Annotated in this window: 12 protein-coding genes, 2 tRNA genes and 3 pseudogenes; 6 read left to right on the top strand and 11 right to left on the bottom strand. The window is 62.6% G+C overall.

Annotated elements, in window-relative coordinates:
• Window positions 1-2: 2 nt before the first annotated feature.
• The 5 genes and pseudogenes from argF to AC2FLM_RS02805 all read left to right on the top strand — a co-directional run.
• Window positions 3-1,004: an ornithine carbamoyltransferase gene (gene argF / locus AC2FLM_RS02825; protein ID WP_496855386.1), complete on the top strand. Its 1,002-nt coding sequence runs from the start codon at window positions 3-5 to the stop codon at window positions 1,002-1,004.
• A 1-nt stretch (window position 1,005) separates the two neighbouring features.
• On the top strand, window positions 1,006-1,995 hold the full coding sequence (locus tag AC2FLM_RS02820) for a carbamate kinase (RefSeq protein WP_496855384.1): 990 nt from the start codon (window positions 1,006-1,008) through the stop codon (window positions 1,993-1,995).
• A complete protein-coding gene (locus AC2FLM_RS02815) occupies window positions 1,992-2,696 on the top strand; it encodes a GNAT family N-acetyltransferase (RefSeq protein ID WP_496855382.1) in 705 nt (234 codons plus the stop codon). Before AC2FLM_RS02820 ends, AC2FLM_RS02815 begins: the two co-directional genes overlap by 4 nt.
• 127 nt (window positions 2,697-2,823) lie before the next feature.
• Window positions 2,824-3,021 (top strand): hypothetical protein, encoded by a 198-nt coding sequence (locus AC2FLM_RS02810; protein ID WP_496855380.1) that lies wholly within the window; start codon window positions 2,824-2,826, stop codon window positions 3,019-3,021.
• Between the two features lie 351 nt (window positions 3,022-3,372).
• Window positions 3,373-3,588, top strand: a pseudogene (locus AC2FLM_RS02805) (YMGG-like glycine zipper-containing protein); the annotation flags it as partial.
• Between the two features lie 102 nt (window positions 3,589-3,690).
• Here the strand turns inward: AC2FLM_RS02805 and AC2FLM_RS02800 are convergent.
• From AC2FLM_RS02800 to AC2FLM_RS02785, 4 genes and pseudogenes are all read right to left on the bottom strand, one after another.
• Window positions 3,691-3,780, bottom strand: a pseudogene (locus AC2FLM_RS02800) (DNA -binding domain-containing protein); the annotation flags it as partial.
• Window positions 3,768-3,992, bottom strand: a pseudogene (locus AC2FLM_RS02795) (DUF932 domain-containing protein); the annotation flags it as partial. The pseudogenes AC2FLM_RS02800 and AC2FLM_RS02795, both read right to left, overlap by 13 nt.
• 150 nt (window positions 3,993-4,142) lie before the next feature.
• Window positions 4,143-4,219 (bottom strand) — tRNA-Arg (locus AC2FLM_RS02790).
• A gap of 55 nt (window positions 4,220-4,274) precedes the next feature.
• Window positions 4,275-4,386, bottom strand: a tRNA-Arg gene (locus tag AC2FLM_RS02785).
• Window positions 4,387-4,482: 96 nt separating this feature from the next.
• Between AC2FLM_RS02785 and AC2FLM_RS02780 the strand changes: the two genes are divergently transcribed.
• The gene (locus AC2FLM_RS02780; protein ID WP_496855378.1) at window positions 4,483-5,970 is read left to right on the top strand and encodes a fused MFS/spermidine synthase; all 1,488 of its coding nucleotides are present in this window, start codon (window positions 4,483-4,485) and stop codon (window positions 5,968-5,970) included.
• Between the two features lie 101 nt (window positions 5,971-6,071).
• Here AC2FLM_RS02780 and AC2FLM_RS02775 read toward each other — a convergent pair whose 3' ends face one another.
• Genes AC2FLM_RS02775 through AC2FLM_RS02745 form a run of 7 tightly spaced genes read right to left on the bottom strand, consistent with a single transcriptional unit; the run spans window position 6,072 to window position 12,169 of the window.
• The gene (locus AC2FLM_RS02775; protein WP_496855376.1) at window positions 6,072-7,292 is read right to left on the bottom strand and encodes a cysteine desulfurase; all 1,221 of its coding nucleotides are present in this window, start codon (window positions 7,290-7,292) and stop codon (window positions 6,072-6,074) included.
• Window positions 7,285-7,872, bottom strand: a complete 588-nt coding sequence (locus tag AC2FLM_RS02770; protein ID WP_496855374.1) for a Yip1 family protein — start codon at window positions 7,870-7,872, stop codon at window positions 7,285-7,287. Before AC2FLM_RS02770 ends, AC2FLM_RS02775 begins: the two co-directional genes overlap by 8 nt.
• The gene (locus AC2FLM_RS02765) at window positions 7,869-8,354 is read right to left on the bottom strand and encodes a YIP1 family protein (protein ID WP_234136684.1); all 486 of its coding nucleotides are present in this window, start codon (window positions 8,352-8,354) and stop codon (window positions 7,869-7,871) included. Before AC2FLM_RS02765 ends, AC2FLM_RS02770 begins: the two co-directional genes overlap by 4 nt.
• The gene (gene sufD / locus AC2FLM_RS02760; RefSeq protein WP_496855371.1) at window positions 8,354-9,634 is read right to left on the bottom strand and encodes a Fe-S cluster assembly protein SufD; all 1,281 of its coding nucleotides are present in this window, start codon (window positions 9,632-9,634) and stop codon (window positions 8,354-8,356) included. The genes AC2FLM_RS02765 and sufD overlap by 1 nt, the downstream gene beginning before the upstream one ends.
• Window positions 9,634-10,389, bottom strand: a complete 756-nt coding sequence (sufC, locus tag AC2FLM_RS02755) for a Fe-S cluster assembly ATPase SufC (RefSeq protein ID WP_496855369.1) — start codon at window positions 10,387-10,389, stop codon at window positions 9,634-9,636. The genes sufD and sufC overlap by 1 nt, the downstream gene beginning before the upstream one ends.
• A gap of 12 nt (window positions 10,390-10,401) precedes the next feature.
• Entirely contained in the window at window positions 10,402-11,238 is an 837-nt protein-coding gene (locus AC2FLM_RS02750) for a polysaccharide pyruvyl transferase family protein (protein ID WP_496855367.1), read from the bottom strand.
• A gap of 1 nt (window position 11,239) precedes the next feature.
• Window positions 11,240-12,169, bottom strand: coding sequence for an FkbM family methyltransferase (locus AC2FLM_RS02745; RefSeq protein ID WP_496855365.1), 930 nt, complete (start codon window positions 12,167-12,169; stop codon window positions 11,240-11,242).
• Between the last annotated feature and the right edge of the window lie 13 nt (window positions 12,170-12,182).

Below are 12,182 nucleotides of genomic sequence, written 5' to 3'. Positions count from 1 at the left end.
CAATGCCACAGAACCTGCACGGACGCAGTTTTATCAAGCTGCTCGATTTCACTCCGGAGGAGATCCGGCACCTGTTGCAACTCGCCGCCAGCCTCAAGATGGCGAAAGCAGGCGGATATGAACAGCAAATGCTTCAAGGTAAGAACATCGCCCTCATTTTCGAGAAGGACAGCACGCGCACCCGCAGCGGGTTCGAGGTGGCGGCCTACGATCAAGGCGCGCATGTCACCTATCTGGGACCATCCGGCAGCCATATCGGCCACAAGGAAACCATGAAGGACACCGCGCGGGTTCTGGGCCGGTTCTACGATGGCATCGAATATCGCGGCTTTGGCCAAAAGGATGCCGAGGTGCTGGCGGAGTTCTCCGGCGTGCCGGTGTTCAACGGGCTGACAGATGATTTTCACCCGACACAGATCCTCGCCGACCTGATGACCATGCGCGAGTTCACGCACAAGCACCTGTCTGATATCGCCTTTTGCTTCATGGGGGATGCAGGCAACAACATGGGCTCAAGCTTGATGGTTGGCGCCGCCCTGATCGGCATGGATATCCGCCTTTGTGGTCCCCAAAGCTGCTGGCCCGACGATGACCTTGTCGCGCAATGTCGCACCATCGCCGAGACCACGGGTGCGCGGATCACGCTGACCGAGAAGCATGCCGAAGGATTGGAGCGGGCCGATTTCGTTTATACCGATGTCTGGGTCTCCATGGGCGAACCTGACGAGGTCTGGGAGGAACGGATCGCTCTGCTGTCGCCTTACCGCGTGACAACCGAGGTCATGGAAAAGACGAAAAATCCCTACGCCAAATTCCTCCACTGCCTGCCCGCATTCCACAATAGGGATACCGAAGTCGGCGAAGCGACGTTTCAAAAATTCGGGATCGATTCCATGGAAGTGACCGAAGAGGTGTTTGAAAGCGCAGCGTCAGTCGTTTTCGATCAGGCAGAAAACCGGATGCACACGATTAAGGCGGTCCTCGTCGCCACAATGGGGGCCTGAGATGCGCATCGTTGTGGCCCTTGGCGGAAACGCATTGTTACGCAGAGGAGAGCCGCTGACCGCAGCCGTACAGCGTACGAACGTGAGGATCGCGGCACTTGCACTTGCAGATCTCGCGCGTGACCACGAAATCATCGTGGCCCATGGCAACGGACCACAGGTTGGTTTGCTGGCCCTCCAAGGTGCGTCCTTTGATCCTCAAAAACCATGGCCGCTGGATGTACTGGGCGCCGAGACAGATGGCATGATTGGCTACCTGATCGAACAGGAATTGATGAACGCGCTCCCAAAGGGTTCGCACTGTGCAACTCTTCTCAGCCGTGTGGAGGTGGACCCGAACGACCCTGCCTTTGGCACTCCCAGCAAGCCCATCGGTCCTGTCTATACCGATACAGAGGCTGCGCAGGCGGCCAGCGACCACGGCTGGCAGATGGTCCAGGAAGCAAACGGCGGCATGCGCCGCATTGTGCCGTCGCCAATGCCCCTTCGCATCATAGGTTTAGACGCCATAAAGGCTCTTTTGGACGCTAAGCATATAGTCATCTGCGCTGGCGGCGGAGGCATTCCGGTTATTCGAAATGCGAGCGGTGACATGGAGGGCGTCGAGGCGGTGATCGACAAGGACCGAACGTCAGCCCTTCTCGCCCTTGGCCTCGGCGCAGACGCGCTCTTGCTTCTGACTGACGTGCCTGCCGTCTACCGAGATTTTGGCGCTCCAACTCAGAGCGCTATCAGCACGACGACGCCGGCAAAACTTGGGAACCTTGACCTTCCGCCCGGTTCGATGGGTCCAAAGGTCGCTGCTGCGGTGGCCTTCGCAACAGCCAGCGGCAAACTCGCCGGTATTGGACAGCTGACAGATGCCCGCGCCATCCTAGAGGGTCGTGCCGGGACCCGGGTGCTGGGAGAGCAGCCCAAAGCCGGGCGACGTGCGACAGATGAAACGTCAGCACAGCAATCATTCGTATCTGACGTTCGAGGCAACGCGTGAAACTCACCACCTTCAAAACAACCCTCAAGAACGGCGCCACCGTTCTCGTAAGAGAAGTGACACCGGCAGATCGCCATCTGTTGGAGATTGGTTTCGCGCATTTGTCCGGTCGTGCCAGGTACTTCCGGTTTCTGGGGGCGCACAAGAACCTCACAGAGAAAGAACTGGACAGGTTCACAGCCACAAACGACCCGGACCACGTCGCGGTCGGAGCTTTGCTCGGAGATGGACCAATACAAAAACCGATTGGTATCGCTCGATATATACGGCTGCCCGATCAAAAGCATATTGCTGAGATTGCGGTCACCATTGCGGATAGCCATCAACGTCAGGGGCTGGGCAGTCTTCTCCTTGGAGTGCTGGCGGAATTCGCGAAGCGGGGCGGAATTACCGAATTTAATGCCCTGGTCCACAGCGAGAACACAGCAATGCTGGGGCTTCTGGATCAATTCGGCGGAACCCAGACAGAACTTGGCGGTGAAGATATCGAGGTAACATTTCCCGTATCCGCCATTTCTGTGCCTGTTTCCAAGTCGTCGGCTGCCAAGCGCGAAACACTGAGTGGAGCGGCGCGGAAAATCGTCAGGCTGACCTCGGCCAAACTCCACCGTTTCGTTAACGTTCCTACAGAAACAGCGGAAATTGCGGCTCCAGACCAACCTACATCAGTATGGGAGAACGAGGGTGGTGCCATAGTCTGAATGTCCGCCGGATCTCGGTAGACATGTACCAGTCCGAGTGAGCCAGAGACACGTGGGGCAAACTGTCCCAACTTTCCCATGCCCTGCGTGTTTCTCGTTTTCGGACCGTCCACGAAAGGACAATCCAATGACACCCGACACAAACAAATCCGCCAACGTCGCCGACAAGATGAAAACCGTGAAAGCCGCGTGGGACAAGGCGCCCTCCGGCCCGAAGAAGGACGCGGCGCTGAAGCACTATCGGGCTGCGGAAAAGGCCCATACGGCCAAGAACGACGCCGAGACGCACAAGGAACTGGACGCCACGACCCACGCTCTGGCGTGACGTCACCGCATGTCTGCCCGGCAATACATGCCGGGCAGGTGTACTCGGAAAACCAGTTCAGGAACTCCCGCTCAAGCGCTCACGCCATTTCACGAATAGCTGATCTAAAACCTTCGGGTGGCCGGTTTCTTTAGCCGTGCCGCCCTTATTCCGTTTCGTGACGCCCAAAGGCAATCAGATCACGGTTTTTCTTCATGGAGTGGGTCTGACGACTCAACAGCATTCTTTTCCATAGGCTAATCGGGGTTAGTGCGGCTCTTGGGACGACAGACGAAAAGGGTTCAATCGCTGAGTTCGGAACATGGCACCACGTCATCTTCTGGAAAGGTTCGCTCCAAAAGGACAAGTTCCATGATCAAGATTACTGGAATTCTCTCTGCCGCAACCGTCATCACCCTGGCGGGCTGCACCTACAACAATGGCACGCCGAACCAACCTGCAACGGGTGCGGTTATCGGCGGTGTGACAGGGGCGGCTATAGGCAACGCAATCGGCGATGACACGCGCTCGACCATCATCGGCGGCGCGATCGGCGCTGCGGTGGGCGGCGCCATCGGGGCCGACATAGCCCGACAGGAACGTGAGTTGAATCAACAACTGGCGGGCAGCGGCGCGGTACCCACCGTCAACCATCTTTCGCGCGTCGCGCAGCAAGGCCATGACGGCGAAGCGCTCCGGCGCGCTCTGCCACTCGTCCCGGCTGACCCGGGATAGCCGAAAGATCGCTTCGGCTATCTCGCGCTGCGACGCGCCAGCCAAGCGGCCATCGCCGCGCTCTCCACCGTGCGCGTCCGGCTCCGCTCCGCCCGGGCCTTGACCGAGGCGAAAAGGTCGTCGAGCGACAGATACCGCTCGTCATCCGGTCGCGAGAACCACTCCGACGACACGCGGTCCACATTCTCGCCGCGCGACACATCCACCTTGTAGCCGCGGCTCATGTCACGCCCGGCATCGATGATCTCGCTGTTCATTCGGAAACCTCCGCGACGGGCGCCGGAGGCCTCTCCTCCAACCCTCAACCCGTCACGGCCCTCCCTGCCCGCCTCTGGCTCTCAAGACGTCGAAAAGCAGGGGCCAGCGACACCGGCGCAGCGTAGAAATTCGCAAAACTTGGGGGGAAGTGGCGCACCCGACAGGATTCGAACCTGTGACCTTCGCCTTCGGAGGGCGACACTCTATCCAGCTGAGCTACGGGTGCAAACTGCTTACGCAGTGCTTACTTCAATTTTGCGCGGGATTAAAGCAAAGATCGGTAGCCCCGCAAGCCACTGATCCGAAACGTTTATTTTCACTCGTCTTCACACAAGGGACCCTTGACATCAGCCTTCGGAGGGCAGCGCTCTATCCAGCTGAGCTACGGGTGCCTGTGACCCGGGCTATAAGGTATCGCCGCGGCCTCTGCAATCGTCAATCTGCGGATTTTTCTTGCCTTCGTCACAACAGCTTCGCCAAATGCGCGGCATGGCTCGTACCCCATCTTTGATGTTGCTGATCCTGCTTCAGGTCACCGTCTCCGCCGCCTCGCTGGTGGTCGAGATCGTGGCCGGTCGCATGTTGGCGCCCTATGTGGGCATGTCACTTTATACCTGGACTTCGGTCATCGCGGTGGTGCTGGCAGGGTTTTCTTTGGGGCACTGGATCGGCGGTGTCCTGGCCGAGCGTCCCTCAGCACGCGCGCTAAGGCTGACTGGCTGGACACTTGTCGCGGCCGCCCTCACCACCGCCGCTGCGGCGCTTCTTTTGCGCAGTCTTTCGGAACCGGTGCTGGAACTGGTCGCGCATCCTGTCTGGGGGATCGCGCTGCTGACATTGGCGGTGTTCTTTCTGCCCTCCTGCTTTGCCGGGGTGCCCGCACCGGTATTGGCCGCGTTGTCGGTGCAACGCGGCACGGGCGCAGGCCGCGCCCTGGGGGCGATGTTTGCCGCCGGGGCCATCGGCGCCATAGCCGGAACCTTGCTGGCGGGGTTCGTTTTCATTTCCTGGCTGGGTTCATCGCTCACGCTGATGGCGGTGACGGCGGTTTATGCCCTGTCGGCGCTGCTCTGTTTCCGCCTCGGTGGCGGGCGCTGGCTGGCGCCTCTGGTCGCTCTGGGGCTGGTTTTGTCGCTGGCTGTCGCGGCGCTGGCCGCACCCGATCCCTGCACCCGCGAAAGCCGCTACTACTGTATCCGCGTGATCGAGCTGGGCACGCCCGAGGCGCCCGAACGGCTGATGGTGATCGACCATCTGGGCCACGGGATCAGTGCCCGCGATATGCCGCTGACCATGTATACCGACCATGCCGCCATGTTGGACGCGCTGGCCCGCATCCGCGCGCCGCGCCCCGATTTCTCGTCCTTCTTCATCGGCGGCGGATCCTACTCGATCCCGCGCGCCTTTGCGCTGCGCGGCACCGGCCCGCGCGTGGTGGCCGAGATCGACCCCGAGGTGACCCGCATTGCCGCCGCGCAATTCTGGTTCGATCCCGCCAGTGCCGAGATCCTGCACGAGGATGCCCGCCGGGCGCTGCTGACCCGGCCCGAGCGGCGCTATGATGTGATCCTGGGCGATGCCTTTACTGATGTGGCGGTGCCCGCCCATCTGGTGACGCGTGAATTCTTCGAACTGGCGCGCGACAGGCTGACCCCCGAAGGCACCTATCTGATGAACGTGATCGACTATCAGGATCGCTTGCAGGCACTGGCCGCGCTGGTGCACACGCTGGGCGCCGTCTTTCCCATGGTCGAGGTCTGGACCAGCACCACCCCGCCTCCACCGGGCGAACGCGCGGTCTTTGTCCTGGTCGCGGGCAGCAGCCCCACCCCGCATTCGCGTTTCGTCACCCGTGCGCCCGAGCCCACCGAATATGGCGCGCTCGCCCCGGACTGGGTCGCGCAACTGGCCGCCATGGGCACGCTGCTGACTGACGACTTCGCGCCCATCGACCGGCTGATCGGCCGGCCCGACTAAGCCCCTTCATTCCGCCAGAAATACTCCGGGGGGAGGTGACAAAATTCGCCGAATTTTGTCAGCGGGGGGCAGAGCCCCCCGACGCCCTTGCCGATCAGCGATCAGGCAAACAGCTCATGGGCCAGTTCCAGCGCCTCGATCAGCGTGTCCACCTCGGCTCGGGTATTGTAGAGGCCAAAGCTCGCCCGGCAGGTCGCGGTCACGCCCAGATGTTCCATCAGCGGACCCGCGCAATGATGGCCCGCGCGCACCGCGACGCCCTTCTTGTCGAGGATGGTCGAGATGTCATGCGCATGTGCCGCACCCTCAAGCGTGAAGGAAAAGATCGCCGCCTTGCCCGGCGCATGGCCCTGCACGTTCAGCCAGTTCAGCCCGGCGAAACGGCCGGCCGCATAGTCGCGCAACCCGGCCTCGTGGGCGGCGATGTTCTCCATCCCCAACGCCATCATGTAATCCAGCGCCACACCCATGCCGATGGTCTGTACGATGCCCGGAGTACCGGCCTCGAACTTCATCGGTGGATCGTTATAGATCACCATGTCCTTGGTGACCTCCTTGATCATGTCGCCACCGCCCATGAACGGCCGCATTTCGGCCAGCCGCTCGGCCCGGGCATAGATCGCGCCCGAGCCGGAGGGACCATAAAGCTTGTGCCCGGTGATGGCGTAGAAATCGCAGCCCATATCCTGCACATCGACCGGCATATGCACCGCGCCTTGAGAGCCATCGACCAGAACCGGCACGCCCTTGGCCCGGGCGCCCGCGCAGATGGATTTCACATCGACAACGGTGCCCAACACGTTGGAACACTGGGTGATCGCCACCAGTTTCGTCCGGGGGCCGATCGCGTCCAGCACCGCCTGCGGATCCAGCGACCCGTCGGGTTCGGGGTCGACCCATTTCAGCACCACGCCCTGGCGTTCGCGCAGGAAATGCCAGGGCACGATATTGGCGTGATGTTCCATGGTCGACAGCACGATTTCGTCGCCTGCCTGCATAAGCGGCATGGCCCAGCCATAGGCGACCATGTTGATCCCCTCGGTGGTGCCCGAGTTCAGCACGATCTCGTCCTCGGAGCCTGCGTTCAGGAACCGCGCCACGATGCCGCGCACCGCCTCGTATTTCTCGGTCGCGAGATTGGACAGGAAATGCAACCCGCGATGCACATTGGCATATTCCTCGGCATAGCCGCGGGTCACCGCGTCGATCACCGCCTGCGGTTTCTGGGCCGAGGCGCCATTGTCGAGATAGGTCAGCGGTTTGCCGTTCACCTGACGGGACAGGATCGGAAAATCGGCGCGGATGCGGTCGACGTCATACATAGGGGGTCGCTCCGGGGATTGGCCCTCCGACGAAGGACAACAGGACAAGTACGCCAACGGCGATGGCCAGTACCGACAGGATCAACACCGCCGCCGCACGCATGAGGGAATTCAGGCGATGGGCCTGATCGATGAAATGCAGGGTGACATACAGCGCCACCAGATTGGCAGCCAGCGCCAGCAAAGCCGACAACAGCGGTACGGTCAGCGCCAAGAGCAGGGTGGCGGCCTGCACCACCACCAGCACCAGCTGGATCCAGACCATAACCGCCATCACGTCCCAGAAAGAGCCCTCGCCACCCAGCAGCCGCCCGATCCGGTGGATCGCCGCGATGGTCAGGACCAGCCCACCGCCCATCAAAGCGCCATAGCCGACCACGGATTGCGGAATGCCGGGCATGGTCATCGCGCCAAAGGCCATGTTGGACAGCCCGTGCAACAGGCTCGCCAGCGCCACCGAGAGAGCCAGCGAAAGCCACAACACTTCGCGTCCCGGCTCGCGGCTGAGAATCACCCGCGCCGCATTGGCCGGATCGGTCACGGTAAGGGCGGCAAGCGACCGCAGCTCGGCAGATGTCATGGGGCGGGCCTCTGAGCTTCTCTGAGATTGGTTAGCCAGAACCAGGCAAAGACCGCAACCCATATCAGCCCGACCAGGCTCAGCGCCGGGCCGGGGCCGATGAAGCCCGCCACCAGCCCGTTGAGCAATACCAGCGGGGTCGAGGCCAAGAGCGACCAGAACAGTGCCAGCCGCGCGCCATAGGCGCTGCCCTGCCCGCCCAGCATGCGCGCGACCCAATGGGACAGCAACGCGATGACATAGAAAAGCAGCGGCAGCAGAAAGACGCTGCCGAGCAGCGCGCCGCCCATCAGCATGTTCAGATCGGCCTGTTCCAGATGCGCCCGCCGGGCCAGCGCCGGCAGCTGCGCGACAAAGGCGATGACACAGAACGCCATCACAAAGGCCAGCGCGCGATCCTCGCGCTGGCCCATGTCCAGCAGGTGACGCATCACCCGCGCCGGCCCGCGATAGCTGGCCGCGATATCGCTGGTGACCGGCATCAGGCCCGCCGCGCCAGCCAGCCTTCGAGCCGCGAGACGATATCGGCAGCCAGAGCCTCGTCCTCGATCTCTTCGACGGCCTCTGCCAGAAAGGCGAGCGTCAGCAGATCGGTGGCCTCTTTTTGAGGCACGCCGCGCGAGCGCAGGTAGAACAGCGCGGTTTCGTCGATAGCGCCACTGGTCGAGCCATGCGAACAGGCGACGTCATCGGCATAGATCTCCAGCTCGGGCTTGGCCAGGAACTGGCTGTCATCGTCCAAGAGCAGCGACTGGCTGATCTGATAACCGTCCGTTTTCTGCGCGCCGGGCTGAACCAGGATCTTGCCCTGGAACACGCCGGTGGCGCCATTGCGCAGCACCTTCTTGAACACCTGACGGCTTTCGCAGTTCACCGCGTCATGGGTCACGAACACGGTGTCGTCATGGTGAAAGTCGCCATCGCCCACGCAGGCGCCGGCCACATGGGCCACGCCCTCGTCGCCGGTCAGCTCGACCACCTGTTCATTGCGGGTCAGAACGCCGTTCACGGTCAGGGTAAAGGACTTGTAGACCGAACCCGCGCCCAGCCGGGTGAACATATGCGTCACCGCGCGGCGTTCATGGTCGCGGCCCTGGGCGCGCACATGATGCAAGGTGCCGCCATCAGCGATGTCGATCTCCATGCATTTGTTGAAGCGCGATGCGGCGGGGCCGTTTTCCAGGATCGTCACCTCGGCACCGCTTTCCACCCGGATCACGTGATGCAGCAGCGCGTCCGAGCTTTCCGAGGCATGGCGGTAGATCAGACTGATCGGTTTCGACGGTTTGCCGGTCACGTGAATGGCGATGCCATCACCGGCAAAGGCGGTGTTCAGCGCCGCCAGCGGGCGCGGCACCGGCGACTGGCCACGTGCTTCAAGAACGCCGTACAAGTCCTTGGCCCAATGGATATCCTTGCAGCAGATATCCTCGATCCGCTCGATCCGCACGCCCTCCATCTCCAGCGCATCCGACGCCTCGGCATCGAAAACCCCGTCGACAAAGACGATCTTGAGCCGGTCGATGGCGTCGAACATCATCGGTTCGTCGGTGTGGAATGTCGCGGCGCGCGGCGCCTCGGGGGCAATCAGCGTATCGGGACGGGTGTATTTCCAGTACTCGTCGCGCCGTCCGGGCACGCCCATTTCCCGCAGCCGCGCCAAAGCGGCCTCGCGCGCGGACTGGGTGCAGCCGGCGGTGGGCAGCGTCAGCGTCGCCAGCAACGCCTCGGTCACACTCTGTTTCTGTGCAGGAACCCCCATCAGTTCACCTCGGCCAGGATATCGGCGTAACCGTTGTTCTCGACCTCCAGCGCCAGCTCGGGGCCGCCGGATTTCACGATGCGGCCATCGGCCATGATATGCACGACATCGGGTTTGATGTGATCCAGCAGGCGCTGGTAATGGGTGATCACGAGGAAGCCGCGCCCGGCATCGCGCAGCGCGTTCACGCCCTCGGCCACCAGTTTCATCGCATCCACGTCAAGGCCCGAGTCGGTCTCGTCCAGGATGCACATCTTGGGCTCCAGCATCGCCATTTGCAGGATCTCGTTGCGCTTTTTCTCACCGCCCGAGAAGCCCACGTTGACCGGGCGTTTCAGCATGTCGGCGTCGATCTTCAGTGCCTTGGCCTTGGCGCGCACTTCTTTCAGGAACTCGGCGGCGCTCAACTCTTCTTCGCCACGCGCCTTGCGCTGGGCGTTCACCGCGGTGCGCAGAAAGGTCATGTTGCCCACGCCGGGGATCTCGACCGGGTATTGAAAGGCCAGGAACAGGCCCGCGGCGGCGCGTTCCTCGGGCTCCATTTCCAGCAGATCGGCGCCCGACAGGGTGGCGGCGCCCTCGGTCACCTCGTACCCGTCGCGCCCCGACAGAACATAGCTGAGCGTCGATTTGCCCGACCCGTTCGGCCCCATGATTGCATGCACCTTGCCCGCCTCGACGGTCAGGTCCACACCTTTGAGGATCTGCTTGTCCTCTTCTTCAAGTTTCACGTGCAGGTTTTTGATTTCAAGCATGGTTTCCTCGTCTCAATTCGGTTCCGCCAGAGTGGCGGAGGCAGGGGTTTGGGCGCGCATATGCGCCGGGAAAGCGGTCAGCAGATCGGCGCGGGCGCGGGCGATGCCCTCGGCCCAGGCCAGTCCGTCGTCGTCCTTGAGGCCACGCAGATGCGCGGCTACCTCGTCCAGCCTCAGTGGCATGTCCAGCGGACGGCCCACCGAGGCGGCATAGTCGTAATATTTCAGATGCTGCTGCCCGCCCGGCATCAGCCAGGTCGAGGGCACGCCGCAGGCATCAGCAACGATCAGCCCGTGCAGGCTGGCCGAGATCACATGCCGACAAGATGCGATGCGGCGGCAGACCTCCAGCGCGTCACCCGCGACGTCGATCAGTTCCAGCGCCGGTTCTGCATCCAGCAGTGCCGCCAGCGCCGGATCAGCCAGCATCGAGTGATGCGGCACCAGCGCGAACCGGTCATCGCGCGCGGGCAGCTCACCCAGCAGGTCGCCCACAAGCAGGCCGGGATCGCCAAAGGCGCGCATCCTCAGCCCCAAAAGATCGGCGCTGAGCGGTCCACGCAGCAGCGCCACCTCGACATTCTCAAGAAACCCGATGGAACCCACCGGATGCAACAGCCCCGCGCCCCAGATCACCGGGCGGCGCCCGTCGGGTGCCGGGTCGCCATAGTTGCGGCGCATCACCTGGATCAGCGAGCCGATGGCCAGCATCTCGCAATTCTTGGGCCCGGCATGGCGCACCGCACGGCCCGACACATGCGCCACCACCAGCGCCGACAGGGCGTCGCCGAAATTCGGCACGCCCTTCCACCAATAGAGGCGGATCGGTTCTGTGGGCAGCGCGCGCATCCTAACTCCCCTTCAGCATCCAGGCCGGCAGCGTGTCGACGAACTGCCCCGGCACCTCGGGCGCCGCGAGGCCGCGCCGCACAAGTTCGTCCAGGCAGAACACTGTAAGATCGAAGCTGGAGAACACGCAGGACGAGACCACAGCCAGTTGCCGCACCTGTTCAGCCGACCACCCCCCGATCGTTTCCGGGTCACGGATATAGATCGCATCGCCATCCATCATCTGGCTGCGGATGGTCTTGTAGGGCAAGCGCGCACTTTGCGAGTTGATCACCTGCCGCGACTTGGTGAACTGGAAGGTGTGAAAGCGAAACCCCTGATCGTGCAACTCCACGTCCAGCGGCCCGAACAGCGGCTCGTCCTCGTAGATGCGATAGAACCGAACCTCGGGAATGATACAGATCGCCTCGGACAGTTTCTGGCGGCCGGTGCGGATCACGTCCAGCTCGCCCCCCTGAATGTCGATCTTGAGCACATCCGGTCGCGGCAGCACCTCATCGTCGAGATCGTCCAGCGCGATCAGCTCCATGTCGATCGGCTCGCGTCGCGAGTCGTGCCACTGCGGCTTGCCCAGATAGGTGACCGATTCCTTGCGGATCGGAAACAGCGACCCCAGACCGCTCAGCCGATGCGGATGGAACCGGCCCGGACCGGTCACCCCCACCGCCTGTTGCAGGTAATGCGTGCCCGGACGCGGCTCTGCCATCAGCGCATCGAACGAGGCCTGATCGGGTTCAAAGCCCCAGACCTCGCACCCGCCGAGGGTCAGCAACCGGTCATAGTCGGGCACGTTGATCGGGTTGGCCCCCACATCGGTGATGCGCAGCGGTCGTTCGGGCGCGATGGCATCGGCGAGGAACGCATAGCGGCGCGCCAGCATCTGGTCTGCGCGGCTCAGCTGTGCGGCGGGTGCGATATCTTCGGTACTCACGTCGATCCTCCCA

The organism is Ruegeria sp. SAZD011 (genome assembly GCF_059612545.1).
The sequence above is the reverse complement of the archived record's forward strand: the minus strand, read 5'-3'. Positions and strand labels throughout refer to the sequence as shown.

What these genes read in the sequence shown, in the direction of transcription:
- argF (WP_496855386.1), top strand. Translation starts at nt 3, where the DNA reads ATGCCACAGAACCTGCACGGACGCAGTTTTATCAAGCTGCTCGATTTC.
- AC2FLM_RS02820 (WP_496855384.1), top strand. Translation starts at nt 1,006, where the DNA reads ATGCGCATCGTTGTGGCCCTTGGCGGAAACGCATTGTTACGCAGAGGA.
- AC2FLM_RS02810 (WP_496855380.1), top strand. Translation starts at nt 2,824, where the DNA reads ATGACACCCGACACAAACAAATCCGCCAACGTCGCCGACAAGATGAAA.
- AC2FLM_RS02780 (WP_496855378.1), top strand. Translation starts at nt 4,483, where the DNA reads ATGGCTCGTACCCCATCTTTGATGTTGCTGATCCTGCTTCAGGTCACC.
- AC2FLM_RS02775 (WP_496855376.1), bottom strand. Translation starts at nt 7,292, where the DNA reads ATGTATGACGTCGACCGCATCCGCGCCGATTTTCCGATCCTGTCCCGT.
- AC2FLM_RS02770 (WP_496855374.1), bottom strand. Translation starts at nt 7,872, where the DNA reads ATGACATCTGCCGAGCTGCGGTCGCTTGCCGCCCTTACCGTGACCGAT.
- AC2FLM_RS02765 (WP_234136684.1), bottom strand. Translation starts at nt 8,354, where the DNA reads ATGCCGGTCACCAGCGATATCGCGGCCAGCTATCGCGGGCCGGCGCGG.
- sufD (WP_496855371.1), bottom strand. Translation starts at nt 9,634, where the DNA reads ATGGGGGTTCCTGCACAGAAACAGAGTGTGACCGAGGCGTTGCTGGCG.
- sufC (WP_496855369.1), bottom strand. Translation starts at nt 10,389, where the DNA reads ATGCTTGAAATCAAAAACCTGCACGTGAAACTTGAAGAAGAGGACAAG.
- AC2FLM_RS02750 (WP_496855367.1), bottom strand. Translation starts at nt 11,238, where the DNA reads ATGCGCGCGCTGCCCACAGAACCGATCCGCCTCTATTGGTGGAAGGGC.